The 26,246-nt window shown below is 61.8% G+C and carries 18 protein-coding genes; 10 read left to right on the top strand and 8 right to left on the bottom strand.

Features of this window, described 5'->3' with window-relative positions; all coding sequences use genetic code 11:
- Positions 1–96: 96 nt before the first annotated feature.
- The 5 genes from ACI2KS_RS15115 to pedF form a co-directional block, all read right to left on the bottom strand.
- Positions 97–1,872, bottom strand: coding sequence for a PQQ-dependent methanol/ethanol family dehydrogenase (locus tag ACI2KS_RS15115; protein WP_404621516.1), 1,776 nt, complete (start codon positions 1,870–1,872; stop codon positions 97–99).
- A gap of 532 nt (positions 1,873–2,404) precedes the next feature.
- The gene (locus ACI2KS_RS15110) at positions 2,405–3,340 is read right to left on the bottom strand and encodes a quinoprotein relay system zinc metallohydrolase 1 (RefSeq protein WP_404621644.1); all 936 of its coding nucleotides are present in this window, start codon (positions 3,338–3,340) and stop codon (positions 2,405–2,407) included.
- Between the two features lie 14 nt (positions 3,341–3,354).
- Positions 3,355–4,083: a quinoprotein dehydrogenase-associated SoxYZ-like carrier gene (locus tag ACI2KS_RS15105; protein ID WP_404621643.1), complete on the bottom strand. Its 729-nt coding sequence runs from the start codon at positions 4,081–4,083 to the stop codon at positions 3,355–3,357.
- A gap of 32 nt (positions 4,084–4,115) precedes the next feature.
- Positions 4,116–5,006 (bottom strand): substrate-binding periplasmic protein, encoded by an 891-nt coding sequence (locus ACI2KS_RS15100; RefSeq protein ID WP_404621514.1) that lies wholly within the window; start codon positions 5,004–5,006, stop codon positions 4,116–4,118.
- A 5-nt stretch (positions 5,007–5,011) separates the two neighbouring features.
- Entirely contained in the window at positions 5,012–5,488 is a 477-nt protein-coding gene (pedF, locus tag ACI2KS_RS15095; RefSeq protein WP_404621512.1) for a cytochrome c-550 PedF, read from the bottom strand.
- A 180-nt stretch (positions 5,489–5,668) separates the two neighbouring features.
- Here pedF and ACI2KS_RS15090 point away from each other — a divergent pair, with 180 nt between their 5' ends.
- The 6 genes from ACI2KS_RS15090 to ACI2KS_RS15065 all read left to right on the top strand — a co-directional run bounded on the left by ACI2KS_RS15090 (position 5,669) and on the right by ACI2KS_RS15065 (position 10,791).
- The gene (locus tag ACI2KS_RS15090; RefSeq protein WP_404621510.1) at positions 5,669–6,838 is read left to right on the top strand and encodes an ABC transporter substrate-binding protein; all 1,170 of its coding nucleotides are present in this window, start codon (positions 5,669–5,671) and stop codon (positions 6,836–6,838) included.
- Between the two features lie 61 nt (positions 6,839–6,899).
- The gene (locus ACI2KS_RS15085; protein ID WP_404621508.1) at positions 6,900–7,859 is read left to right on the top strand and encodes a YVTN family beta-propeller repeat protein; all 960 of its coding nucleotides are present in this window, start codon (positions 6,900–6,902) and stop codon (positions 7,857–7,859) included.
- Positions 7,856–8,590, top strand: coding sequence for an ATP-binding cassette domain-containing protein (locus ACI2KS_RS15080; protein ID WP_404621506.1), 735 nt, complete (start codon positions 7,856–7,858; stop codon positions 8,588–8,590). Before ACI2KS_RS15085 ends, ACI2KS_RS15080 begins: the two co-directional genes overlap by 4 nt.
- Positions 8,587–9,378 (top strand): ABC transporter permease, encoded by a 792-nt coding sequence (locus ACI2KS_RS15075; protein WP_404621504.1) that lies wholly within the window; start codon positions 8,587–8,589, stop codon positions 9,376–9,378. The genes ACI2KS_RS15080 and ACI2KS_RS15075 overlap by 4 nt, the downstream gene beginning before the upstream one ends.
- Before the next feature lie 148 nt (positions 9,379–9,526).
- Positions 9,527–10,093, top strand: coding sequence for a PQQ-dependent catabolism-associated CXXCW motif protein (locus ACI2KS_RS15070; RefSeq protein WP_404621502.1), 567 nt, complete (start codon positions 9,527–9,529; stop codon positions 10,091–10,093).
- Between the two features lie 32 nt (positions 10,094–10,125).
- Positions 10,126–10,791: a response regulator gene (locus tag ACI2KS_RS15065; protein ID WP_404621500.1), complete on the top strand. Its 666-nt coding sequence runs from the start codon at positions 10,126–10,128 to the stop codon at positions 10,789–10,791.
- A 191-nt stretch (positions 10,792–10,982) separates the two neighbouring features.
- On the opposite strand, the gene ACI2KS_RS15060 is transcribed toward ACI2KS_RS15065, so the two are convergent.
- Positions 10,983–11,312, bottom strand: coding sequence for a thioredoxin family protein (locus ACI2KS_RS15060; RefSeq protein WP_404621498.1), 330 nt, complete (start codon positions 11,310–11,312; stop codon positions 10,983–10,985).
- Between the two features lie 198 nt (positions 11,313–11,510).
- On the opposite strand from ACI2KS_RS15060, the gene ACI2KS_RS15055 reads away from it, so the two are divergent.
- Genes ACI2KS_RS15055 through ACI2KS_RS15040 form a run of 4 tightly spaced genes read left to right on the top strand, consistent with a single transcriptional unit; the run spans position 11,511 to position 16,478 of the window.
- Positions 11,511–12,053, top strand: coding sequence for a winged helix-turn-helix transcriptional regulator (locus ACI2KS_RS15055; RefSeq protein WP_404621496.1), 543 nt, complete (start codon positions 11,511–11,513; stop codon positions 12,051–12,053).
- Between the two features lie 6 nt (positions 12,054–12,059).
- Positions 12,060–13,235 (top strand): HlyD family secretion protein, encoded by a 1,176-nt coding sequence (locus ACI2KS_RS15050; RefSeq protein ID WP_404621494.1) that lies wholly within the window; start codon positions 12,060–12,062, stop codon positions 13,233–13,235.
- Positions 13,232–14,845 (top strand): DHA2 family efflux MFS transporter permease subunit, encoded by a 1,614-nt coding sequence (locus ACI2KS_RS15045; protein WP_404621492.1) that lies wholly within the window; start codon positions 13,232–13,234, stop codon positions 14,843–14,845. Before ACI2KS_RS15050 ends, ACI2KS_RS15045 begins: the two co-directional genes overlap by 4 nt.
- 7 nt (positions 14,846–14,852) lie before the next feature.
- The gene (locus tag ACI2KS_RS15040) at positions 14,853–16,478 is read left to right on the top strand and encodes an efflux transporter outer membrane subunit (RefSeq protein WP_404621490.1); all 1,626 of its coding nucleotides are present in this window, start codon (positions 14,853–14,855) and stop codon (positions 16,476–16,478) included.
- A 122-nt stretch (positions 16,479–16,600) separates the two neighbouring features.
- On the opposite strand, the gene ACI2KS_RS15035 is transcribed toward ACI2KS_RS15040, so the two are convergent.
- The gene (locus ACI2KS_RS15035) at positions 16,601–17,422 is read right to left on the bottom strand and encodes an alpha/beta fold hydrolase (RefSeq protein ID WP_404621488.1); all 822 of its coding nucleotides are present in this window, start codon (positions 17,420–17,422) and stop codon (positions 16,601–16,603) included.
- Positions 17,423–17,933: 511 nt separating this feature from the next.
- A complete protein-coding gene (locus ACI2KS_RS15030; RefSeq protein ID WP_404621486.1) occupies positions 17,934–25,928 on the bottom strand; it encodes an RHS repeat-associated core domain-containing protein in 7,995 nt (2,664 codons plus the stop codon).
- Positions 25,929–26,246: the final 318 nt, after the last annotated feature.

Genomic DNA, 26,246 nt, shown 5'->3' with positions numbered 1-26,246 from the left:
AGGACAATGATGGGCAGGCGGCGAATAGGTTGAGATATTTTGGTCATCCCCACGCCGGAGCGTGGGAACGATCATTGGACGGTCACCCCGCGCAGGTCAGCGCTTGGTCACCAGTTCCTTGGGCAGTTTGAAGGTCCAGAGCATCCCGCCCTGATTGAAGTCCTTGACCCGCTTGGCCACTTCGCCACCCCACAACGGCACTGCCCCGCCCCAGCCTGACAGCACCGAGACGTACTGCTCGCCGTCCATTTCCCAGGTCACGGGCGAACCCAGCACGCCGGAGCCGGTCTGGAATTCCCAGACTTTCTCGCCGGTCTTGGCGTTGAACGCCTGCAGGAAGCCTTCAGGCGTGCCGGTGAACACCAGGTTGCCCTTGGTTGCCAGCACCCCGCCCCACAGCGGCGCGTAGTTCTTGTGGCGCCAGACTTCCTTGCCAGTCTTCGGGTCGATGGCGCGCAGCACGCCAATGTAGTCCTCGTTCAGCGGCCTGATGGTGAATCCGGCGCCGAGGAATGCAGCGCCTTTCTTGTAGGCGATGCCCTCGTTCCAGATGTCCATGCCCCATTCGTTGCCGGGCACGTAGAACAGGCCGGTGTCCGGGCTGTAGGCCATGGGCATCCAGTTCTTGGCGCCGAGGAACGCCGGCGCGACAAACGCAGACGTGCCTTTGGTTTCACCCTCAGGCGCACCGGGGCGGCTGGCTTCGTTGTAGATCGGCCGGCCATCCTTGTCCAGGCCACTGGCCCAGGTGATCTTGTCGGCGAACGGGAAGCCGCGGATGAACTTGCCATCCTTGCGATTGAGTACGTAGAAAAAGCCATTGCGATCGGCCGTGGCTGCGGCCTGGATGGTCTTGCCGTTTTCCTCATAGTCGAAGGAGATCAGTTCGTTGACGCCGTCGTAGTCCCAGCCATCGTGGGGCGTGCTCTGAAAGTGCCATTTGATGGTGCCATCGTCCGGGTTCAGCGACAGTCGCGACGAGGAGTACAGGTTGTCGCCCGGGCGCATGTGCGAGTTCCACGGCGAGGGGTTGCCGGTGCCGATCAGGATCTGATTGTTGCTCGGGTCGTAGTAGCCGCCGAGCCAAGGCGCAGCGCCGCCGGTCTTCCACAGGTCACCCGGCCAGGTCTTGTTGGCCTCCCCGCCCGAGATACCGTTTTCCACCGCCTGGCCGTCCTTGTAGACGTAGCCCATGTTGCCTTCGACGGTGGGACGCGACCACAGCAGCGTACCGTTTTTCGGGTCATAGGCCTCGACCTTGCCCACCACGCCGAACTCACCGCCCGCCACGCCGGTGATCAGCTTGCCGTTGACGATCATTGGCGCTGCGCTGATCGAATACCCGGCCTTGTGGTCGGCGACCTGCTTGCTCCATACCACCTTGCCGGTGTCCTTGTTCAGCGCTACCAGCTTGGCGTCCAGGGTCCCGAAGTAGACCAGATCGCCGTACAGCGCCACGCCGCGGTTGATCACGTCACAGCAGGGACGGATGTCATCGGGCAGGCGCGCGTCGTATTGCCAGAGCTTCTTCCCGGTCCGTGCATCCACCGCAAACACCCGGGAATAGGAGCCGGTGAGGTACATGATGCCGTCCTTGACCATCGGCTGCGCCTGCTGACCGCGCTGCTTCTCGCCGCCGAACGAGAACGCCCAGACCGGGCGCAGATCCTTGATGTTCTGGGTGTTGATGGTATCCAGCGGACTGAAGCGCTGACCCTGCACGCCCAGGCCGTTGGTGACGATCTGGTTGGGGTTCTTCGGGTCCTGGAGGATTTCCTCATCGGTCACGGCGGCCAGGGCGGTGCCGGACAGCAGCATGGCGCTGACCAGCAGGCCAAGAGCAAATGAATGGCGACGTGCGGGTTGAATCATGACGGCTGCCTCTGCGGTTTATTGTTGTTGTCTTTGCCTCGGGAGAATGTCCCGATCAAGGCGATTGTTAGTGCACAGGCGCCCGGTAACAATTGCTCGCAGTGTGGAGGTTTCTAGTTCTTTGGTAGGTGCTCGTAAGCGGAGCAAGCAATGCATGTGTTGACGTCTGGAGGAGCACCGATGGCTGTCGATTCTGGCCGCAGGCCGTGGGAGCCTGGCTTGCCGGACGCCCACGGGCTACGCCCAGCATCCCCAGCAGATTCTCCACCCATGCCAGACCTGTCTCTGCCCGCAAGGCGCACCAATGGCTGTCGATTCTGGCCACAGGCCGTGGGAGCCTGGCTTGCCGGCGATCTGCCGGGAACCGGCAGCAAAATCAGCGCACTCGGTGACACCAGAAACAACGCATCCTCAAGGTTTGCTGCCGGTTCGCGCCAGATCGTCCGCAAGCCGGACGCCCACGGGCTACGCCCAGCATCCACAGCAGATTCTCCACCCGTGCCAGACCTGTCTCTGCCAAGAGGGGTTGAGCTCAGGGACTGACATCGGCGCGCACCATCTGCGCTCGTTCATAGGCCGGATACAAATGGCTGACGCTGCGGATCAGCTCGTAGCGCGTCAGGCTGATGCCGGCGAATCGCTCAGGGATCGGGCTGCGGATCAGTTCGGCCATGTCCGCGCCCTGGGCCGCGCCGTCGCGCAGTACGCCGTCGAGCCAGCCCAGGTAGTCGCGCATCTGTTCGAAGGGCTGTGCATCGCTCGCCACCGGACCGTGGCCCGGCACCAGGAGTCTCCATGGCACAGCCTGCAGGGTGTCGAGGTCCGCCAGCCACACCTGCAGCCCAGGGCTGTTGGGGGTGGTCAGGGCGCGCTGATAGAACACAATGTCGCCGGCGAACAGCACCCCGGTCTGCTCATCGAGAATCGCCAGATCCGCGCCGGTATGGCCCGACAGCGCCAGCAGTCGCAGGGCATGCCCGCCTATCTGCAACGTCCCTGCCTGCACAGCCTGGGTCGGCAACAGCGTCTCGGTGCCGCGCATCCAGTCGCCGACCATCCGGTACATGTTCTCGGCCAGCGTGTCGCCGTGCCTGCGCATCAACGCCGTGGTGCCTGCCAGCGCGGCAATCGGTACGTCGGCGAAGGCCTGATTGCCGAGGACGTGGTCGGGATGATGATGGGTCAGGAACACCTGGATCACGGGCTTGTCGGTGACCGTTGCGATGACCTTGCGCAACGCCTCGCCATAGCGGCGCGAGGGCCCGGTATCGATCACCACCACGCCACTGTCGGTGACGATAAAACCAGTGTTGACGATATTGCCGCCGTTGCTCCTGGCGAAGTTTTCGGTGCTGCCTTCCAGCAGGTAGGTGTTGTCGGCGATCTGCCGGGGTTGCAGCTGGTAGTCGAAATCGGCGAAGGCAGAGTCACCGGCACTCAAGCACAGCAAAACCAGCAGCAGACGCATGAGCATGACCCTTGTCATTTGACCGCCGCACTGAACTGATTGCCGCTGATATCACGCAACCACAACCGGGTCGCGCCTTGGCCTTCGATGTCGAACCCCAGCACCGGGTTCTCGCTGACTGCCGGGAACAGTTCAAGGCTCGCCAGCAGCTTGCCGTTGTCGTCCTTGAGTTGCGCCTGATTCAGGTAGAACTCGGGGATGCCGCTGACCATGCCGTTGTCCATCGGGTGCGCGATCTGCAAGCGCAGGCGGCTGAAGCCGGTGCGCGGATAGCGTCCTGCCAACACTTCACCGATGTGTTCCTCCCAACCCGGCTGGGTGCGCACCACACTGGGCGCCGTGCAGCCGCCGCCAGCCGCCTCGATACTGGTCGAGCCGATATGCCACAGGCCGTCGCGGGTCAGAACGGCGGCGCGCAGCGGCGTTGCCTGCTCGATTCGGATGCGGATCGCCAGCCACGGTAACACCCGCTCGATCGGTTGAAAGTCGACGATCTGCGGCAACGGATTGAGTTCGGCCCAGGCCAGGATGCGTACCACCTGGCCCTTGTAGGCCCGCGCGTCGATTTCGATAGGAACCTGCCGGGCATCTTCGGCGAATGGCGGCGCGTTGAGGATGACCCTGTCATCGAATACGTACGGTTGATCGTTGAGGAATTTGTGCTGGTAGTAGCCCCACATCACCGAGGTGACCGGATCCTTGCCAGGGTCGGCCTGCGCCGTGCCAGCCAGGCAAAGGAACATGGCCAGCCATGCTCCCGTGCCGCGCCGGCGTTTCACTGATACATCTCCGGCACGTCGTAACGCATCCCGTACGCGGCATAGATGCGCTGCACCTGCCCCTCGCGAATCAGGGTCTCCAGCGCGTCCTCCACGGCATACGCCAGTTGCCGATTGCTTTCGTGCACCGCCATGCCGATTTCCCAGGTTTGCCGGCCCATGTTCGGGTAGGCGTTTTCAGCCATTGCCCATTGTTCGTCATGAGCCTGATGCAACTGCCAGTCGACCTCGCCGCGCATGGCCATTACCGCATCCACCTGGCCCTCGTGCATCGCGGCAAAGGCCTGGCTTACCGTTGGAAAATGATGAGTGCTGGGGCCAAACTCACCGTTGAAGATCGAGGTCAGGTAGAACGAGGGCACGCTGTCGACCTCGACTCCGATGGGGTGCTTGGCAAAGATCGCGACACTGGGTACGGCATCCAGGCGGCGGCGATCGAATGCCACCTGCCAGCGTTCGGTCTGGTACGGCCCGAACATCACCACATGATCGTTTTCCAGCTCACCAACGTCGTTGCGCTTTTGCGTGTAGTCCTTGTCGTAGGGCACGCGCATCATCAGGTCGGCCAGTTGCTGACCGCGCAGCTGATTGCCGCGCCAGATCAGATCACGCAGGTCGTCATCGAGCTTCTCCCCCGGTGGCGCCCACATCAACTCCAGCCGCACCCCCAGCGCCTTGGCCAAGGCAGTGGCGAGCTCGACATCGACCCCGCGAGACTGGCCGTCGACCTGAAAGCTGTAAGGCGGGAAGTCCTGATACACCGCGACCTTGATCACCCCCGCGGCGATGATGCTGTCGAAGTTGCGAACCTGGGCGCTGGCCGGCTGGAACATCATCAGCCCCAGCCAACAACCGAGCGCACTCAATAGCACGGCGATGGCACGCATACCGATCATTCCTCGGTGTAGACGCTGTCCAGATACGTGCGCACCGCCCACAACGCCTCCTGGCTCAGGTAGTCGGCCATCTTCGGCATGTACACCCGGCCATCCCTGACTGCGCCGTTGCGCACGCGCTCGACGAACCATTCATCGCCGGCGGTGCCGGCATCCAGATGCCGCAGGTCCGGCGCGATGCCGCCGGAAATGGCTTCCAGGCCATGGCACGCAGCGCAGTTCTGGGTGTAGGCAGACTTGCCGATCTCCAGCGCCTTGTCGTGGTCGGGGGATTCGCGATAGGGGTTTTCCGTCCGCCATTCAGGCCCCAGCTGTTGCAGGCCGTCAGTGGCGACCGCGTGGGGCACCACATCGCCATGGGCCTGGGCCAGGTTACTGACAAGCAACCCGCACAGCATCAATGCGCCGATCAGCAAGGTCTGTTTCTGATGACGGCATCGGGTCTGGGGCTGGATCCGGTTTTTTGTTGTCATTGTTATGTCCTCAAGCGAGCATGCAAAAGCCTGTGCTCATCTTAAGAACGGCAGCCGCCCCGCCGAATGCTGCTTTGGTGGCCGCGCCTTACTACCTTGGTACTGGCAGACCCGTACCATCTGCATATTTCCCCGTCCCGCGCGCATTTCTATGCTGGCTGCACCTGTATGGAGTGCCTCATGCGCCAGCCCCTCGCTCATCGATTGCTTTGCCTTGTCCTCGCTGCCTGGTCGTTGCTGGCCACGGCGGCCGATGACCCGTTGCAGGTGCGCATCGGCTATCTGGCGTACATCCCCGACACCGGGCCGATCCTGTCCAACGTCATCCCCGAGCCCAGGGACGCCGGCCTGCCCGGTGCCCAGCTGGCGATTGTCGACAGCAACAGCACGGGGCGTTTTCTCAAGCACAGCTACAGCCTGACCAGCGCCAATGCCGACAGTCCCAAAGCGCTGCTCGAGCAAGCCAGGGCGCAGCACGAACAGGGGCTGCGCCTGTTCGTGGTCAATGCGCCGGTCGACAGCCTGCGCCAGCTCAGCGCGGCGATGCCCGACAGCCTGCTGTTCAATGCCGGCAGCGCGGATGACAGCCTGCGCAGCAGCGCCTGCCTGCATAACGTGCTGCACACCCTGCCCAGCCGCGCGATGCTGGCCGACGCCCTGGCTCAGTACCTGACAGTGAGGCGCTGGACCCGCTGGCTGCTGATCGTCGGCCAGACCCCCGACGACCAGGCGTATGCCAATGCCCTGCGGCGGGCAGCGAAACGCTTCGGCCATACCGTCGTGGCGGAGAAAGTTTTCACCTTTGATAACGACCAGCGACGCAGCGCCCAGGCCGACATGCCGCTGTTCACCCAGACCGCCGAATACGATGTGGTGTTGGTGGCCGATGAGCGCGGCGACTTTGGCGAGTACGTGCCCTACCAGACCTGGTACCCGCGCCCGGTGGCCGGCACCCAGGGCCTGACCCCCACCGGCTGGCACAAAACGATCGAGACCTATGGCGCGGCGCAACTGCAAAAGCGCTTCGAGGCGGCTGCCGGGCGCTGGATGAACGACCGTGACTTCGCCGCCTGGATGGCCGTGCGCAGCATCGCCAGCGCGGTCACCCGCTTGCGCGGCACTGACGCCATGCAGATCCGCGAACTGGAGTTGGGCGACAACCTGCCGCTGGACGGCTTCAAGGGCAGCAAACTCAGCTATCGCGCGTGGAACGGCCAGCTGCGCCAGCCCATTGCGCTGGTGCAGCCGCGCGCGCTGGTGTCCACCTCGCCGCAGGAAGGTTTTCTGCATCCGGGCACCGAACTCGACAGCCTGGGCTACGACAAGCCGGAAGTCAGTTGCAGTTTCTGAAGCATCAATCCAACGCAGCAAGACACATCACTGCAGAACCCATAACAACAAGGACCGCACCATGCGCCGCACTCTGATAGCCACTGCCTTGCTGATCGTCGCGGGGCAAAGCCTGGCCGCTACCGCCTTTGTCTCCAACGAGAAAGACAACAACTTGAGCCTGATCGACATGGACACCTTGCAGGTCACCCAGACCCTGCCGGTGGGCATGCGCCCGCGCGGCCTGCTGCTGTCCCACGACAACAAGCTGCTGTACATCTGCGCCAGCGACTCGGACCGGGTGCAGGTGATGGACGTCGCCACGCGCAAGATCATCAAGGAGTTGCCTTCCGGCAAAGACCCCGAGCAGTTCGCCTTGCACCCCAACAACCGCTGGCTGTACGTCTCCAACGAAGACGACTCGCTGGTGACCGTGATCGACACCGAAACCTCCAAGGTGCTGGCCCAGGTCGACGTTGGCGTCGAGCCCGAAGGCATGGCGGTCAGCCCCGACGGCAAGTGGGCGGTCAACACCAGCGAGACCACCAACATGCTGCACTGGATCGACACCAGCACCCAGACCCTGGCAGACAACACCCTGGTCGATCAGCGACCGCGCTTTGTCGAGTTCAACAAGGACGGTTCGCAACTCTGGTCGTCGGCGGAAATCGGCGGCACGGTCAGCGTGATCGATGTCGCCAGTCGCAAGATTCTCAAGACGCTCAAATTCGCCATCAAAGGCGTACACCCGGACAAGGTACAGCCGGTGGGCATCAAGATCAGCGACGACGGCAAGTACGCGTTCGTGGCCCTGGGACCGGCCAACCATGTGGCGGTGATCGATGCGAAAACCCTGGAAGTGCTCGACTATCTGCTGGTGGGGCGGCGGGTGTGGCAACTGGCATTCAGCCCCGACCAGAGCCAGTTGCTGGCCACCAACGGGGTCAGCGGCGACGTCTCGGTGATCGATGTCGCCAGCCTCAAAGTGCTCAAGTCGGTCAAGGTCGGGCGTTACCCCTGGGGTGTGGTGGTGGCGCCATGAGCGCCTTACGGGTCAATGAACTGAGCTTCGCCTACGGCGCGCGGGAGGCGTTGCGGCAGGTGTCGTTTGCCCTGCAACCGGGCCGTTTTGCGGCACTGCTGGGGCCCAATGGTGCTGGCAAATCCACACTGATCGCCTTGCTCACGCGGCTGTATGACCTGCAACAAGGCGAGATCCGTATCGGCAGCCACTCGCTGCGCCAGTCACCGCGCCCGGCCCTGCGGCAGCTGGGTGTGGTGTTCCAGCAGAGCACCCTGGACCTGGATTTGAGCGTGGAGCAGAACCTGCGCTATCACGCCGCGCTGCACGGTCTGGCCCGGCGTGACGTCGACCAGCGAGTGGAGCAGGAACTGGCGCGTCAGGACCTGACCGAACGCCGCCGCGAGCGGGTGCGCGAACTCAATGGCGGGCATCGTCGACGGGTGGAAATCGCCAGGGCACTGTTGCACCAGCCGCGCCTGTTGTTGCTCGACGAGGCCAGCGTGGGGCTCGATCCGGCCAGTCGTCTGGCACTCAACCAGCACGTGCGCAGCCTGTGCCGTGACCAGGGCATCAGCGTGCTGTGGACCACGCATCTGCTCGACGAAGTGCACAGCGATGACGATTTGCTGATTCTGCATCAGGGCCGTCTGGTCGCCAGCGGGCAGGCGCATCAGGTCAGCGCCGAACACGGCGGCGGCCTGGACCGGGCATTCACGCAACTGACGGCGGCTGCAGGGAGCCTGCGATGAGCGCGTACTGGCAGTGTTTGAGTGGCATCGTGCTGCGCGAGTGGCTGCGTTTCGTATTGCAACGCACGCGGTTTCTCAGCGCACTGGTGCGGCCGTTGCTGTGGTTGCTGGTGTTCGCCGCCGGCTTTCGCGCCGCATTGGGCATCGCCATCATCGAGCCCTACGACACCTACATCCCCTATGAGGTGTACATCATTCCGGGGCTGGCCTGCATGATCCTGCTGTTCAACGGCATGCAGGGTTCGCTGTCGATGGTCTATGACCGGGAAATGGGCAGCATGCGCGTGCTGCTGACCAGCCCCCTGCCCCGCACCTTTCTGCTGCTGAGCAAGCTGCTGGCGACTTCGTTGATCTCCCTGCTGCAGGTCTATGCGTTTCTTGCGGTGGCGTGGATCTACGGGGTGCAGCCACCCGCATGGGGGCTGTTGCTTGCCCTGCCTGCATTGCTGCTGGTGGCGTTGATGCTCAGTGCCCTGGGCCTGCTGCTGTCCAACGCTATTCGTCAGCTGGAGAACTTTGCCGGGGTCATGAACTTCGTGATCTTCCCGCTGTTCTTCATGTCCTCGGCGCTCTACCCATTGTGGAAGATGCGCGAGGCCAGCGAGTGGCTGTACTGGCTGTGCGCGGCCAACCCGTTCAGCCATGCCGTGGAGCTGGTGCGTTACGCCCTGTATGAACGGCTCAATCCCCTGGCACTGTTGGTGTGCCTGGGCTTAACGCTGCTGTTCGCATGGCTGGCGGTGCTAACTTTCAATCCTCAGCATGCGGCGGTGCGCAAGGCAACCTGAAGGCAGCGTGTTTTTGATTCCGGCCTACGGCCAGCATCAACCGCAACGAAATTACGACTTTAGTACCGGTTTTCCTCTCTATGGTCGCATTCACAAAGCAGCGGGACTGGCTTGTAATGCAGGGCATAAGAAGAAAGGAATTCCTGACATGCCCCGCGCGCTGCTCTGCTCCTGCCTGCTGGCCCTCACATTGGGCTCGACCGCGTTTTGCGCGGCACAGACCGCCCCCTCAAACCCCGACACGCCTTTGTTCAACGCCCAGGGGTACCGAATCAGCCTGTATCGCAGCCCGACCCCCGAGCAGATAGACGGTGCGCAGATCATCGGCACCGAGCAGCTGCAGGCCCTGCTCAAGCACACGCCCGCGCCGGTGCTGATTGATGTCTATCGCAGACAGTGGCTGCAAGGGCGTTTCATCGAAGACGAACCCCATGCCAACCTGCCCGGCAGCCACTGGCTGGCCAATACCGGCGACGGCGAGCTGGCGCCCGTGTGGGCAGAGTACCTGTCGCAGAACCTGCGGCTTGTCAGCGACGGGCGCCAGGACGTGCCGCTGGTCTTCTATTGCCGCGCCGATTGCTGGCTGAGCTGGAATGCGGTCAAACGTGCGGGTGCGCTCGGCTACAGTCATTTGTACTGGTACCGTGACGGCCTGGACGCCTGGCAAGCCGCCGGGCTGCCGGTGGAACCTGCCCAACCCGAACCCTTGCGCTGAACGGCAACCACACAATAAAAAGGTGAAAAACCATGTACAAGATTCTGATTGCCGACGATCACCCGCTGTTCCGCGAAGCCATTCACAACGTCATCAGCGACGGTTTCCCCGGCACTGAAGTCATGGAAACCGCCGACCTGGACAGTGCCCTGGCGCTGACTCAAAGCCATGAGGATCTGGACCTGATCCTGCTGGACCTGAACATGCCAGGCATGCACGGGCTCAACGGGCTGATCAACCTGCGCAACGAAGCGCCGACCATCCCGGTGGTGATTGTTTCTGCCGAGCAGGACAAGCAAGTGGTGTTGCAGGCGATCACTTACGGTGCGGTGGGTTTCATTACCAAGTCTTCGCCACGCAAGCAGATGACCGAGGCCATCGAGCAGATTCTCAACGGCAGCGTCTACCTGCCCTCGGACATCATTCGCAGCCAGAAAACCAGCTCACGACGCAGTGGCAACGACGCCCCGCACTTCCCACCCGAGCTGCTCCAGGCCCTCACCCGCAAGCAGTTGCTGGTGCTCGAGCGCATGACCAAGGGCGACTCGAACAAACAGATCGCCTTCAGCCTGACTATCGCGGAAACCACGGTCAAAGCCCACGTCTCGGCCATATTGCGCAAGCTCAACGTGCACAACCGGGTGCAGGCGATCCTCAGCGCAGGGGATATCGACTTCGCGGCGTATTTGCGGCGTTAGGAGCTGCTCTGCTGCTGCCCGCAGGGCGTAGGCGCGTTCGGAGGTGACGACGACCGCGATGGACTGCGAAGCGGCCCTGAAACCAAGCGGCGAGGTCCATCAGTTGTACGGCATGTTCAGGATTGACTGCCGCTTGCGGCAGATCCCGAGCAAGCTCACTCCTATAGCCAGCCATCCGTATCCAACCCAGCTCAGCCCTGCTGCACCAGCACTTCGAATGCCTCTTCGATGTAGCTGACCTTGCTTGGCCGCACCAGTCGCGCCACTTCCTGGCCGTCGCGTATGAACACCAGTGTCGGCCATAACTTGACCCCGAACGAACGCCCCAGTCGCCGTCCGCTGCCGTCCTCGATTTTCAGGCGACGCACCTGCGGGTACTCGGCGATCACCTCGCCGATCAAAGGTTGCGCGGCGTTGCAGTGGCCGCACCAATTGGTGCCGAACTCGATGACGCTGGCGCCCGCCAGGGCATCGACTTGGGCGCGGGTCAGGGTTTCTACAGCGTAAGGCGCTGTGCTCATGTGCGATCTCCAGTGACGAGTCCCGCAGTGTAGCCCCACCCACAGGCCTCCAACAAAAGCCTCATCGGCCCTCTGGTCAGTCTGATCATGGCCACACCGCCTATCACTTCGCCTTAAATAGTGACTTGCACAATGAAAGTCACTCCATTAGATTACAACCATAATTTCTCAGCAGCCATCGCTCTGGAGATCCCGGTCATGAAAAAGAAAAGCTTCGCCGACATGCCCTGCCCGATTGCCCACAGCCTGGAACACGTGGGCGACTGGTGGAACATTCTGATCCTGCGCGACATGTCCTATGGGCTGAGCCGCTTCGACGAATTTCAGAAAAGCCTGGGCATCGCTTCCAACACCCTGACTCGTCGGCTCAACGGTCTGATCGAGTCCGGACTGGTCGAACGCCGGCCCTACAGCGACAAGCCGCCGCGCTACGACTACGTGCTCACCGACAGCGGTCGCGACTTCCGCCCCGTGGTGCTGACGCTGATGAAGTGGGGCAGCAAGCACTTCTCGCCCAACGGCTCGAACGTCGAAATGATCGACGAAACCAGCGGCCAGCCGGTCGACCTGGTGCTCGCCGACGGCAACACCGGCAAGCGCATCAACATGCGCGATCACAGCCTGCGTTACCAAGGCCCGTCCGACAGTATTTCCGCCTGGCGCATCGAAGCCGGCCGCGCTCGCCGCGACGCCTATCGCAATGCCCTTCCCACCTCCCCACCACTGCAGCTCAACAGGTAAACCGCGATGAACAATCCCCAAACTGTCACCGAGCCGGCCGCTGCCACAGCGCCAGCAAAACCCGCTCGGGGCAAGCGCTTGATCCTGTTGTTGCTGGTAGTCGCCATGCTCGTGGGCGCGGTGCTGTTCGGTCTGCACTGGTGGACCGTGGGGCGTTTCCTGCAGTCCACCGACGATGCCTACGTGGGCGGCGATGTGACGGTCATCGGGCCGAAAGTGCCTGGCTACATCACCCAACTGAAGGTGGTGGACAACCAGTTCGTTCACGCCGGGGACCTGCTGGTGAAAATCGATGACCGCGATTACCTCGCCGCCTTGAACAAGGCCGAAGGCGCGGTGGCCGCCGAGCAGGCACTGCTGGCCAACCTGGATGCCACCGAGCAGCTGCAACATGCGGTGGTCAGCCAGTCCAGGGCCGGTATAGATGCGGCGAACGCTGAAACCGTGCGTTCACGGGATGATCAGGTGCGCTATCAGGTGTTGTCCGGGCGCTCGGCAGTGTCGGTGGAGAGCTTCCAGCGCGCCGATGCCACCTACAAGACCGCGCAGGCCAATGGCGCCAAGGCTCAGGCATCGATGCTGGCCTCGCAGCGCCAGCTGGACGTGATCGCAACCCAGAAACAACAGGCACGCGCCGCGCTGGATCAGGCCAAGGCCGAACGTGACATGGCCCGCCTGAATGTCGGCTACACCGAACTGCGCGCCCCGATCGATGGCGTGATCGGCAACCGTCGGGCCCGGGTGGGCGCCTATGCCGCTGCGGGCACTCAACTGCTCTCGGTGGTGCCTGCCAAAGGGCTTTGGGTCGATGCCAACTTCAAGGAAGACCAGCTCGAGCACATGCACCCAGGCCAGGCAGTCAGCATCGAGGCCGACGTCTTGCCTGGCCAGGTGTTCCACGGCCACTTGGACAGCCTGGCCCCGGCCACCGGCTCGCAGTTCAGTGTGCTGCCACCGGAAAACGCCACCGGCAACTTCACCAAGATCGTTCAGCGGGTGCCGGTGCGCGTGTATCTGGACGGCGAAGACGGCAACCTCGGCAAGCTGCGTCCGGGCCTGTCGGTGATCGCCCAAGTCGATACCAGAGCCGACACCAACGCCGATGCGACCACCGATGCAAACAGCAACCCGCCACACACCAGCAACCTGGCCAGCGCTGCTGGCGCGAAGAAAGCGCCATGAGTGCCGCCACCGCCGATAGAGGCGCACCCGCAGCCAGACCCAAAGGCCCGGTAGACGCCGCCTCGATGGCCACTGCGGCCAAGGTCCTGGCCTTCGCCAGCATGTGTCTGGGGATGTTCATCGCCTTGCTGGACATTCAGATCGTCTCGGCATCCCTGCGTGACATTGGCGGTGGTCTGTCGGCCGGTTCCGATGAAACCGCCTGGGTGCAGACCAGCTACCTGATCGCCGAAATCGTGGTGATTCCGCTGTCTGGCTGGCTGGCCCGGGTATTTTCCACCCGCTGGCTGTTCTGTGCCTCGGCCATAGGCTTCACCCTCGCCAGCCTGCTCTGCGGCCTGGCCTGGAACATCCAGAGCATGATCGCCTTTCGCGCCCTGCAGGGTTTTCTCGGCGGCTCGATGATCCCGATGGTGTTCACTTCGGCGTTCATGTTCTTCACCGGCAAACAACGGGTGATCGCCGCTTCGACCATCGGTGCCATCGCCTCCCTGGCGCCGACCCTGGGCCCGGTCATCGGCGGCTGGATCACCGACGTATCGTCCTGGCACTGGCTGTTCTACATCAACCTGGTACCGGGTATTTTCGTCGCCATCGCGGTGCCGATTCTGGTCAACATCGACTCGGCCGACCTCAAGCTGCTCAAGGGCGCCGACTACATCAGCATGGTGTTTCTGGCGCTGTTTCTCGGTTGCCTGGAATACACCCTGGAGGAAGGTCCGCGCTGGAACTGGTTCAGCGACCAGACCATCCTCACCACCGCCTGGATCTCCGGTCTGTCTGCGCTGGCATTCATCAGCCGCACGCTGCTGGTGAAAAATCCGGTGGTTGATCTGCGCGCCCTCAAGGATCGCAATTTTGCCCTGGGTTGCTTCTTCTCCTTCGTCACCGGTATCGGCCTGTTCGCCACCATTTACCTGACCCCGCTGTTTCTCGGCCGGGTCCGTGGCTACAGCGCACTGGAGATCGGCGAGGCGATCTTCTCCACTGGGGTTTTCCAGCTGGCGGCGATTCCGGTATACGGCTTTCTGGCCAACCGCGTCGATCTGCGCTGGATCATGATGTTCGGGCTGTCGCTGTTCGCCCTGTCGATGTGGGACTTCTCGCCGATCACCCACGACTGGGGCGGCCATGAATTACTGCTGCCCCAAGCGATTCGCGGCTTCGCCCAACAGATGGCCGTGCCACCGACCGTGACCCTGACCCTGGGCGCCTTGCACCCGTCGCGGCTCAAGCAGGCATCGGGGCTGTTCAACCTGATGCGCAACCTGGGCGGCGCCATCGGCATCGCGGCCTGTGCAACGATCCTCAATGACCGCACCAACCTGCACTTCACTCACCTGGCCGAGCACCTGAACACCAGCAACGAAGCCATGAACAACTGGCTGGCCACGGTGACCGGCAACTTCGCCAATCTGGGGCAGAACGCCGCCGATGCCAGTAACTCGGCGCTGCATCAATTGTGGTTGCTGACCTACCGCGAGGCGCAGACCCAGACCTATGCCGATGCCTTTCTGGCGATCATGGTCTGCTTCATCGTCGCCGTGGCCATGGTGCCGCTGATGCGCAAGGTCGCACCGCCGGCCGCGCCGTCTGCCGACGCCCATTGAGAACGCCATGAATACCTATTCCCCACTTGCAGCTTCACGTTTCGAGGACAGCCCCATGAACACCCTGGCGTCTCGTTTCAAACGCACCGGCCTGTTTGCCTTCAGCGCGCTGTTCATTGCCTTGGCCGGCTGTACCGTCGGCCTTGACTACCAGCAGCCGGACAATACCCTGACCGCCACCTACCAGAACCAGACGTTATTGCAGCAGCGCGTGGGCGACACCCCGGCGCCGGCGCTGGACACCTGGTGGACCGGTTTCAACGACCCGCAACTGACCCGTATCATCCAGCGCGTGCTGGCGCAGAACCTCGATCTGGCCAAGTCCTTTGCCCGGGTCGAGCAGGCCCGCGCCGTGGCGCAACAGGCCGGCGCCATCCGCTTGCCGCAGGGGGCGCTGGATGCCAGGGCGGTGCGTCAGCGTCAATCCACCGAAAGCTCGCAAGGTCAGGTGGGCAGCACCTTTCCCGGGTACGACCGCAACCAGACGCTGGAGACCATCGGTGTCGGCGCCAGTTGGGAAGCCGACCTTGCAGGTGGCCTCAAGCGTGGTGAAGAGGCCGCGATAGACGAAACCCAGGCGGCCGAAGCCAGTCATGTCGGCGTGCGCATCTCGGTCGCGGCCGAAGCGGCCGATGCCTACTTGCGTATCCGCGGCGCGCAGCAGCGGCTGACGGTGGCCGAGGATCAGGTCAAGACCCAGAACAACCTGCTGGACCTGATCAACGACCGGATGGGCAGCGGCCTGGCCACCCACCGCGAGCAGGCACAGGCCCAGGCGCTGGTGTTGCAGGCCCGTGCGACCATCCCGCCGCTGCGCACCGAGCTGGCCACCCAGCTCAACCGTCTGGATGTGCTGATGGGCGCTCAGCCTGGCACTTATAGTCAGGAACTGAAAAACAGCCCGCAGCAGTACAGCGTGCCGACCATCAGCGACTCCGAAGGTCCGGCCGACCTGCTGCGCCGCCGCCCGGACGTGATAGCCGCCGAACGTAAACTGGCGGCGTCCAACGCACGGATCGGCGCCGCGGTTTCCGAGTACTACCCCAAGGTCTCGCTCTCGGGTCTGTTGGGTTTCGATACCGCGCACAGCGGGCAGCTGTTCAGCTCCGCTGCGTTCCAGCCACAGGCAATCATCGGCCTGCACTGGCGGTTGTTCGACTTCGGTCGCGTCGATGCCGAAGTCGCCCAGGCCAAAGGCGCCAACGCCGAGGCCCTGGCCGAGTATCGTCAGGTGATGCTCAAGGCCACTGAAGACGTCGAGAACGCAATCGTCACCCTGGTGGAGCTTGAACTGCAGCGCGGCGAAGTGGACCAGGAAGTCACCGCCCACCAGACCGCCCGCGATGCCGCGCAGGACGCTTACAAAGGTGGCGCGATCAGTCTGGTGGAAGTGCTGGACGAGGATCGCCAGCTACTGACCTCCCGCGATCAACTGGCGCAACTGCACGCCAACGATGCACGAGCGGCCGTCGCAACCTTCCGAGCCCTGGGCGGCGGCTGGCCGCAGGCGATGAAGGGCGAAACGGCGAAACGCTTACGACCTGAAACCGCCCGGCCGGGCGCGATGTTACGGCTGCATCGATCTGCTTGTGCCGAAGGCGGTGGAATATCCTCACACATCGGCTTCTGCTGAAGGCAAATGGAATATCAACGCAAGTCCGCCTCTGCCGAAGGCGTGGGAGTCCGGTTTGCCGGCGGTGGCGATCTTCGGGAGGTCACCGCCGGTGCGCCGGACTGCTACACGGATAAACGCCTTCAGCCCTTGATGAACCCCAACAAGATCTTGTTGATCTCGTCCGGCTGCACGGTGCACATGCCGTGGGCGCCGCCTTTGACCACGTGCAGGGTCGAGCCTTTTACCAGTTCGTGGCTCTTGTAGCCGGCGGCCACGATCGGCACGATCTGGTCGTCATCGCCGTGAAGGATCAATGTTGGCACGTCGATCTTTTTCAGGTCTTCGGTGAAGTCGGTTTCCGAGAACGCCTTGATGCAGTCGAATTCGCCCTTGACGCTGCCGAGCATGCCGATCGACCAGAACGAGTCGATAGCGCCCTGGGAGACTTTCACACCTTCGCGGTTGAAGCCGAAGAACGGCACGGCCAGGTCCTTGAAAAATTGCGAGCGGTCGGCAGTGAAACCTGCGCGGATGCCGTCGAACACATCGATCGGCAGGCCCTCAGGGTTGGCGGCGGTTTTCAGCATGATCGGCGGAACGGCGCCGATCAGCACGGCCTTGGCCACCCGCGAGGTACCGTGACGGCCGATGTAGCGCGCCACTTCGCCGCCGCCGGTGGAGTGACCGATCATGATCACGTCCTTGAGGTCCAGCGCTTCGAACAGCTGCGCCAGGTCGTCGGCGTAGGTGTCCATGTCGTTGCCATCCCAGGTCTGACCGGAGCGGCCGTGGCCACGGCGGTCATGGGCGATGACCCGGTAGCCGTTCTGACCGAGGAACAGCATCTGCGCGTCCCAGGCATCGCCGTCCAGCGGCCAACCGTGGGAGAACACGATCGGCTGACCGGTGCCCCAGTCCTTGTAGAAAAACTCGGTGCCGTCATTGAGGGTCAGGATGGACATGGGGCGCAATCTCCGGGAAAGGTGCAGGGAAGATTGAGCGTAGTCCGCGACGGCGGATGTGCATTGTAGATATGTGCTGGTTTGATCCATTGCCACAGGGACGATGACCGGTCGACGTACTGCCCAACCGGTCATGCATCCCTAACCTGCATACTCAGACGCTATCCGTTGACGACCTTCACCTTCTTGGCTACGTAGCTGTGCTTCTTATCAGGCTCGGAAGCGGCATGAGGATGGGGTTCCCTCTCGAACTTCACCTGTGCCCCGGTTTCTGGAAATTCTCCCGATACATCTGTCTCCTGGAAGTGAATACGATCATCAACTTCAGAGGATCCTCTGGTTCTGGTGGGTACTCGATCCAGCCGAATTTTTTTCCGGCCCCGTCTTCGCCTATGAAACTCACTTTCCCTTCGAGCTGATTCATCATCACCTGTCGTTTCGTTGATGCGGACCAGTAAATAACCCGATAGCAATGGCCGCTGAGTTGCTGTCGTCCGAAAACGGTGATGGCTCAACCGCTCAATCCCAGAGTCGCCCAGAGATCGTATCGAGGCTTGTAAGGGGTATCGCGGCGAAGCTTGGCACGTGCCTGCGAGCTGATGGATGAGGAGTCATCCCCTTGCGCCAAAGCTACGGACGACTCCACCGTTCCTCGGAGGACATTGACCTCAATTGCTAACCCTTCGATTTCATTGACCCTGGCGGCGAAACGTGAACGGTTGGCCCACTCGTAGAGCCTGGCCGGCCGTCCTGTCAGATTGAGAGGGTCCGGGCCGTCCCAATAGCTTCTCAGCTTGCCGAACCACCCGCTTCTTTCGTAGGTGGGCATCGGGTCGAGCGGTGCGGCAGGGGCATCAAGGTAGTCGCCCACCTGACGCATGAACGTGCGCAGGCGCATCCGCAGAGGAAGGCGCGTGGCGCCCAGTTGGGCTTGGTAGATCCGAGTGAGGCGTCCTTGGCCTTTGAAGAGTCGAACAAAGCTGCGACCGAGCGCTTTTGCCCCGCGCCCTATCAGACGCACGGTACGTCCGACCGCGCTGATCGTCTGCTTGAGCAGACTGACGCCCGCCTTGATCGCCCCCATGAAACAGGCTGCGGACAGTACACCCGCGGCCATCGAGGCAACGCCAAGGGCCTTGGACAGTTGCGGATTCGACTCTGCGGTCAGCACCGAAGCGACCTCCAGCCCGAACGAAGCGGCACTGAGCGCCGTCAACGCACCGAACAGCAACATGGAGGCCGTGCCTCCAGAAAAAACCGTTGCAACGCCGCCCACCACCGTCAACACCAACGACAGCGCCAGCCCGCGCCACTTGCCCCCGACCTCCATCGCCTGGGTATCCTGGAGCTCCTGCTCGAGATTCTGCATGACCAGATTCTGCTCCCAGCGGCTGAGCATGATCGCGCCACTGGGGTCATGCAGGTTGATCGGGTCCGGGCAGTGTTGATAGGGGTTGTGACCGCCCTCACCGACCGGGGCCAACCAATCTGGCTGGGCGTAACGGTACAGCGTCGGGTCGTAACTGCGGTAGCCATTGCCGGCGTGGTACTGGCCTGTTACCGGGTCGCGGCGCATGCCGTTATAACCGATGATCACCTCGTCCAGCGCCGCGCCCTCGCCGAACGGCAGCAGCGGCGCCAGGCTGAGCTCGCCATCCTTCACCTGCCCGGCGATGCCGACCTGCGGATCATCAATCAGCCAACGCACCTGCTCCCCGTTATATTCGGCAAGGCCGGCCGAGAGGCTGGTGCGACGGGTAACGGCCCGGTCCTTGTCGAACCAGATTTCGCCAATCAGCTCATCACCGTCGTAGCGCAGTTCGCGGGTGCTCTCATCGGCCCTGACGTACTGCGCCGCCAGGCGTTGATAGCCGTCGTATTCATAGCGTGCCAGCAGCCCATCATTGGCGTCGCTGACCTTGCTCAGTTGGCCGCAGGCATTGTATGCGAACGTGGGGCCCTGGGTTTCAACGGCCTTGAGGTAGCCGTTGTCGCTCCAGGTCAAGGCTTGGGACTCGGAATCGCGCTGCACCGCCGTCATGCGCGTAGGGTCAGTGCTGTCGTCATAGCTGAACGCCCGGGTCACGACCGCATTATCGAAGCCGGTGGTCACGCAGCTGACCAGGTTGTCCAGCGCGTCCCAAGTGAATACTTGCGCCTTGACCGCCTTGCCATCGGCGTCTTTGGGACAATGCGCTGCATCCTCGGCATCGCAGGTATAGCGTTGCAGTCGATCGAGTTCATCGTAGCCGAACCGCTCAGTGGACCTGAGTGCGCCACCCTCGTAACTCGCCTTGCTGGCCAGGCGACCATCTGCGCGCCAGGTCATGCGTTGCTCAAAGCGCGGCGCGCCGTTGTGCAGGAAGCTGCGAATCACCTCTTGGCCAAACTCATCGTGCTCGCTGAGCACCTGCCATTGTTCGCCGGCCTTGAGTGCCTGGACCTGACGCGATTGCAGTTGACCCAATGCGTTGTAGCGGTAGGCCGCGTCCTCATGCTCCTGACAGGTCCGCAGGACACGTCCTTCGTTATCGACGAAACCGCGCTGCCAATGGCCATCGGCGCGTAGCGCAGCCACAGTGGCCCCGCGCAAACTTCGCCACTCGACACTGTGCGATTCGCCACGGGGTGTGGTTTGCGCCTCCTTGACCCTGCCGGGCAGGCTGGGCTGGGTAAAGCTGTGTTTCCAGGCACCGTTTGCGCTGCTGCCCGAGGCCACGGTGGTGACCCCCTCTTTGCGCGTCAGGCTGGCGACGGTGCTGTCGCTCGCATCCCAATGGACCCCCTCGGCATCGACGCGCGTGTGCAAACGCGTCTTGTCGGGCAGGGTCACTGTGTCGTCATCGAAGGTGTAGGTACGGCTGCCGACCTTGCGCGATCGCAACGTGGAATCGTTGACCATTTTCTGCGTGACCACCACCTTGCCACCCACCTTGAGTTCGGTGATCTGGTTGCTGAAACCGTGATAGGTCCGTTCGATCAGCGTGCTGTCAGGTCGCGTTATACGGGTGACTCGACCCAGGGCATCGCGCTCGAGGTGGTAGGTACGTGTTTCATCGCCGACGGCACGCTCGCTGCTCACCACCCGGCCATTGGCATCCAGACTTTGGGTGAGTTTCAATTGCTGTTGACCGAGGCCGTACGACAGACTTTGCGTGCGTTCGAAAGTGCCATCGGTTTTGCTCAGGTATTCTGTGGTGCGTTGGGAGAGGTGGTATTGGGATAGGCCTTGTTCAATAATCAGCCGTGTACCTGCATCGTCAACGGCATCCAGGCGAGTAAACAGATCTGAGCCATCCAATCGAAGCTTACGAAAAACGCTGTCAGCGGCTTCCTCCCCAAGGAATACTGGAAAATCTAAAGGGTCTACATCCACCATATCAGCCATTGATGATAAACCATCGGCATACATTTTAAGGTAATAAGGGTGAATACCTTCGTTGCCCTTACACCCAGCCAGGCCCTGCAAGAACTTTATCAACCTTACAGGGTCATATTTTTCAAATACCACAACAGCCTCAGCGACCGAGTTCGCGATTAGCTTTATGACATCTCTATCCGGCTTATTCCGTGAGCCATGCAGCTTGCACAGCCTATGAAAGTAACCCTCGCACAGCTCATGAAAGTAATCTCTGGCAAAACCCTTGCTGTTTAAGTTCTCGTAAGTAAGTCCGACGCCCTCCTCCTGTACACTTTCAACCGATCGACTTTCAGATTCCGACGCCCAAGACTCAGCCCCCCGCTCACTCACCCAAGGCTGACGCCCATGCCGAGGCTGCACCTGAGCCCGCTCGACAATGGCCTGGCCACCCGGCAAATAATCCCACTCGCAACTGCCCAGCACACGTGACTCATCCAGGCCTTGCAGCGAGCATTCGTACAGCGGCAGATAACCGCCGGAGCCGGCCCTTCGCCACTCAGTTCGCCATGTCCGCTGCAAGCCGTCCAGGTGAGCACGGCTTTCATCGCCGTTGCCATGGAGTTGGGTCGCCAGCTTGCCATCGGTGGAATATCGGATCTGAGTGCGCGCATCCGCTTTCTGGTCAGCGGCCCTGCTTTTTTTGCCTGGCTTGAGTCGATACTGCGCTTCATCGACCACACGCCCCATGGCATCGTACGCCCAAGTCGTCTCGACACTTTGTTCGACCCGCTGCAGACAACGCTGGCTGTAACGTGACACTCGCTCGGTACTGACCTCTTGGCTGCCAGCCTGTGTTCTTGAAATCATGCGCACGACAATAAATGACTTATTCGGGTTGTCATCGCAGATGCGCGTGGTTTCCAGCGAGAAGGTGTCAGTGCCCAAATGGGTCAGCTGCGTGTCGCCCAGGGTCCACTCCCTGACCTTGCTTTCACCGCCAGGCGTCGTCTTGGCGGTCACTGGCGAGACGGTAGTGGTGCGCTGACGCCACAGCACCTCATCGGCAGTCTTGACCCAGACGGTGCTGCTGCGAAACTGCCCGTCGAATGTGCCCTCTACACCTACCCCTTCAATGACCACCTGTTGCTCAAGTTCAAGGAATGTTCTGCCATCACGCTGCACCGCGCGGTAGCCAAAGAGTTTCAGACCAAGGGAATTACCGAAGTCGTCGCATTGATACTCGACCATCAGGGGGCGTACGGCATACTCAGGCAGTTCAGGGCAGCTCAGTTGCGGCACACCCGATACGCCGCTCAGGCCGTTCAACATAGCAGCACTGACGATGTTGTCCCCACCGCTTGCCGGGTAATAGGTGCTGTGAAGGGTGTGATGACCTTGCGTGATCAGTTTTATCGGCAGGCCATCGTCGTTCTGTTCGGTGATCAGCCTGTCGATCGCCTTGCCCAGTGCCGGACGCTGCGACGCCGGACTGACCTTCAGCAATGACTCGATAGAACGGGTCAAACGCGTCCGGCCTTGCCGACCGTAGGTCCAGAGAAGCTCGACGATAGCCTGTTGATACTTGACCCGCTGCTGTCCGAGGAGCACGACCGCTTTGTCGTTCTTGATGCCTAGCTTGATCTGTCCAATGGCCTCGATCAGATCATCCCCATACCCCGTGTAGCGGATCACTTCAGCTTTGCCCGATTGCCGTGCCCTGAACTCCAGCCATTGGCTGTCAGTGGACGCCGCGCCCACCAGCAGCTCCTGCCGCTGCGTCCGATCGTCCAGACCGAAAACCTGCAGGTGGTGCTCCCGTGCCCCATGCGCACCGCGCTCGCCCTCAATGATGTACAACTGATCGGATGTGTCCAGCAGACGGCCGGTATAGCGGTAGGTATTGACCTGGTTTTCTTGCCCATCACCCGGAATCAATGCATGCAGCACGGCCTGCGGCCAAAGGGGTTTACCTCTTCCCCGTATGCCTGGACGGTACTGCACGCATTCGACCGACCCATCGAGCTCCGTCAACCGGCACAGCACCCGATCCAGGGTTGGATCGTCGGCATAGCCGCAATCGACCTGCTGAACGATTGTCTTTGTTCGTTCGTGGGGGGTTTCCTGGGTGCGCGTGAGCGTGCGTAGTAAATAGTTCTGCAAATGCAGTTTGACCTCGAAGCGTTCATCGCTCGTCGGCCAGACCTGCATGTTCACCAGCTGTGCACCGGTTTTGTCCGCAGTGAAATATTCGGCCGTGAACAGCGCCTCATCCCCGCTCTTGATACCCATGAGCAGAAACTGGCCTTTCTGACGCTTCCACTCCAATTCCAACGCCTGGCCATACAGCGAAACGATGCGTGAGGGCAGCAGTTGCACGAAGGGTCGTTGGTAATAGGCAATACGCTCGTTCAGCTGTTTGACGCTGCCGTGGTTTTCCCATGCGCGGCAGGCTTCGTCGTAATCCAGCTTGGCGCCGATGTAATAGCCGATCGGTGAAAGAACGAGCAGCATCCACTGGGTCCAGTGCTCGGGAACCGCAGGGAAGTTAGGTTTACTTTTCTCCTTGATGGCCTTGAGCATCGTGATGATTTTTTCGACAAATTCGGCGTTGGGCTCCTCCTCGTCGCTGCCCGCTGCGTCGGGTTTTTTAAGTATTTCCCGACGTCCGCTGGGCAGGTCGAGGGTGAACTCGCTGTAATCCTTATTGGCTTGCACCAGGCAGTGTTTTTTCTTCAGCGGTTTTTCTGTACCGAGCGCCTGCCATTCCTCGCCGGTAAAGGTGATTCGCATGCCATTGGCCAGGGTCAGGCAACGCTCACGCACATCCAGACTGGAGAAGCGCCAGGCCCAGCCATCGCCAAGCCCCGCTTCGTTGCCGCGCAAGGCCGAGTAATGCAAGGTCAGGTCACATATCGGGCCGAGCCCGCTCAGGCCTTGCAACGTGGCGACCGGGTAATGGGCGTGGAACAGGCCGGTGCGTGTGTCCACGCCGCTTTCACCCTGCCCCAGGGTGTCAAAGATTTCCGAGCGCTCGGTATTGCCGTAGTCCTCGCACAACAGACTGGTCGGCGAGTAAGGCGCCAAGGCGCTGGACGGGGTGTAGAAGACGACCAGGGGTGCGTGCCAGAATTGCGTTTCGCTAAAAGCACCGACATGGCCGACGGCTTGCTCTGTTTCGCCGTACATGTTCTGCGGGTAGTCCAGGCTGACCTCATAGGTGCATGGACTGGCCAGTGCGCCCCAGGTGACTCTGTCGGCCGTCACGGAGATTGGCCACGACACCTCCTCACCAGGCACCTCTTCACCCGGCACGACAGGCACACAGGCGGCGATACGCACGCCTTTGTTCACGGCAGCGCGGTTCAAACGAAACTCCAGCTCACCGGCATGAATATCGGCGCTTATCCGTAATGAGCCGATGCCCGAGGCAAGCGTCACCGTGGGCGATGCGGATGCGGTCGGCGCTGCAGGCGCAACGTCGGTGGCGACCGGATCGAGATCGACTTGCAGTTCGCAAAAGCGTGGCATCCAGACGTCGGCGTCACCCTGCTGCGCCTGGCTTGCCGGCTGCACGTGCAGCTCGGGCCAGGCCTGATTCTTGAGGAACCCGATGAGCGCATCGCGCCAGGCGTGTTGATCGAATTCACCCTCATCTGCTGCCGCAGGGCTGAACACCGCTGCATGCAGCACCTGCCCGCTGAACGGATGGCGCACCATGACCTGCAGATCGTCAGTCGTCTGCGACCCTTGCGGTAGCTCAAGTGCAAGCCCCGTAGAGCGATTGCCTGCATCGGGCAGGGAGGTGAAGATGCGCAACGCATCACCCCGCTGCCAAAGGCCGAGGCCATGGATAGACGTGATCTTGAGGCTGTCTTCAGTGGGACTGCGAACCTCCGCTCGCAGGTAAGCCGACACGTCTGAGGTATTCAATGCGTTGGCCCACGCCGCCAGCCATTTGCCGCTCCCTGACTGGGCGGTAGTCGGCGCCCATTCATGTTCAGCCAGCAAGCGGTGGGAAAACGCATCGTAGACCCAGGCGTGCAGCCTGGTGCCTGCGTCCAGTGCCTGCACCCCTTCCAGTTCGCGGCTCTTCCACCAGTTCGCCAGCGTCAGCGTGACGCTCAGCTCGGCGCATTGCGGCCCCCAGAAAGCGTTGCCATGGTCGGCGGGCGCCACATGACCGTCAGCGCCCGGCACACCGGCACGCAGCAGATGACTGTCACGATTGATTTGCTCGCACAGAGCCCTGGACCAACCTGCCCCGGCCTGCGTCTCGGCCGCCTGGAACAAATGCTGCTCGAACAGCGCCTGAGTTTTCAGGTCGCGCACTTGCAGGCAGAGGGTCTGTCCGGCGATCAGCGGGAAGTCGTCATTACAGGCCAGCACCTGGACCAGATTGGCGGCGAAAGGCGCGTTGGTGAACGCGCGGTGCTTGGCATGGCACCAAAGGCGCAACGGTGTGGTTGCGGTCGAGAAGCTGTTGTCATCACTCCACGCCCCGGCAGTGATTGCCGCGCCCTGGCGGGCAATGTACTGGGCGAAAGCCTCAGGCCATTGGTCGTGCTTGAGCGTGCCCGCCTGCGCAATGTAGTCGAACCGGCTGATCTCGCCGTCGCGACGATTGACCAGGAACGCGCTCAGTGTTTCACCGGCGGTCAGCGCCCGGTCGCCCTTGATCGGCACCGTGCTGTACCAGCCGTCATCGACGCTGCCCGCACGTTCCAGGGTGAAGTCCTGCATGTCAGGCAAGTGGCCGTCGGGCTGGGTGGTGATCAGGTAGGGAACTGCAAACGGTTCGAGCGTCTGTCGGCTGACTTCAGCTGCGGGTATGACCGTATCTTGTGCCGATGGAGAAGGTGCGACTTCATCTGCGGGCTGAGGCTTATCTCTTGCGGGTTGAACCGGCTCGACCTCAGCTGCAGGCTGAGGCTCATCAGAAGCGGATGGAAGTTTGCCACGGTCGACGCCCCGCAAGGCGTACATGTTGTCGATAGCAGAAACCAGGACATCATCGACGTCTTCATTCACGCCACGTGCGGTGTTCAGCAGCGGCAGCACGGCCGAGAGTGAATCGTAAGCCGCACGACTTTCTTTAGTGGCGCAAAGATCCAGATAATAACTCGTATGCCCGAACGTTTTACTCACTACGCTTCGAACGTGCTTCACACTGCCGAAAAGATAGTCTCCGTCGTCCATTTCGATCAACAACGGGCCACTCTGAGGTGTCAATGCGAGTCGATCCGGTTCTGCAATAACAACCGCCCCGGCATTGATGAGCAAACCCAGCTGTCTGGCTTCTTCAGTTTTCCTGAGATCAACTTGCGGGAGCTCTTTGATATTGCCATAAGCGACGCGCTGTTGCGCTTTACCTTCGGGTGAGTCAAGTACTATATCCGGGCCATCAGCCCTGACATAAACGTACTTCTTGCCGTTTAATTCGATGAGTTCGTCGGCGATTAAAAA

This window comes from Pseudomonas sp. NPDC087358 (assembly GCF_044900785.1).
Taxonomy (GTDB): domain Bacteria; phylum Pseudomonadota; class Gammaproteobacteria; order Pseudomonadales; family Pseudomonadaceae; genus Aquipseudomonas.
The sequence above is the reverse complement of the archived record's forward strand: the minus strand, read 5'-3'. Positions and strand labels throughout refer to the sequence as shown.

Coding starts and splice junctions, on each gene's coding strand:
- ACI2KS_RS15115 (WP_404621516.1), bottom strand. CDS start 1,872: ATGATTCAACCCGCACGTCGCCATTCATTTGCTCTTGGCCTGCTGGTC.
- ACI2KS_RS15110 (WP_404621644.1), bottom strand. CDS start 3,340: ATGCGTCTGCTGCTGGTTTTGCTGTGCTTGAGTGCCGGTGACTCTGCC.
- ACI2KS_RS15105 (WP_404621643.1), bottom strand. CDS start 4,083: ATGTTCCTTTGCCTGGCTGGCACGGCGCAGGCCGACCCTGGCAAGGAT.
- ACI2KS_RS15100 (WP_404621514.1), bottom strand. CDS start 5,006: ATGCGTGCCATCGCCGTGCTATTGAGTGCGCTCGGTTGTTGGCTGGGG.
- pedF (WP_404621512.1), bottom strand. CDS start 5,488: ATGACAACAAAAAACCGGATCCAGCCCCAGACCCGATGCCGTCATCAG.
- ACI2KS_RS15090 (WP_404621510.1), top strand. CDS start 5,669: ATGCGCCAGCCCCTCGCTCATCGATTGCTTTGCCTTGTCCTCGCTGCC.
- ACI2KS_RS15085 (WP_404621508.1), top strand. CDS start 6,900: ATGCGCCGCACTCTGATAGCCACTGCCTTGCTGATCGTCGCGGGGCAA.
- ACI2KS_RS15080 (WP_404621506.1), top strand. CDS start 7,856: ATGAGCGCCTTACGGGTCAATGAACTGAGCTTCGCCTACGGCGCGCGG.
- ACI2KS_RS15075 (WP_404621504.1), top strand. CDS start 8,587: ATGAGCGCGTACTGGCAGTGTTTGAGTGGCATCGTGCTGCGCGAGTGG.
- ACI2KS_RS15070 (WP_404621502.1), top strand. CDS start 9,527: ATGCCCCGCGCGCTGCTCTGCTCCTGCCTGCTGGCCCTCACATTGGGC.
- ACI2KS_RS15065 (WP_404621500.1), top strand. CDS start 10,126: ATGTACAAGATTCTGATTGCCGACGATCACCCGCTGTTCCGCGAAGCC.
- ACI2KS_RS15060 (WP_404621498.1), bottom strand. CDS start 11,312: ATGAGCACAGCGCCTTACGCTGTAGAAACCCTGACCCGCGCCCAAGTC.
- ACI2KS_RS15055 (WP_404621496.1), top strand. CDS start 11,511: ATGAAAAAGAAAAGCTTCGCCGACATGCCCTGCCCGATTGCCCACAGC.
- ACI2KS_RS15050 (WP_404621494.1), top strand. CDS start 12,060: ATGAACAATCCCCAAACTGTCACCGAGCCGGCCGCTGCCACAGCGCCA.
- ACI2KS_RS15045 (WP_404621492.1), top strand. CDS start 13,232: ATGAGTGCCGCCACCGCCGATAGAGGCGCACCCGCAGCCAGACCCAAA.
- ACI2KS_RS15040 (WP_404621490.1), top strand. CDS start 14,853: ATGAATACCTATTCCCCACTTGCAGCTTCACGTTTCGAGGACAGCCCC.
- ACI2KS_RS15035 (WP_404621488.1), bottom strand. CDS start 17,422: ATGTCCATCCTGACCCTCAATGACGGCACCGAGTTTTTCTACAAGGAC.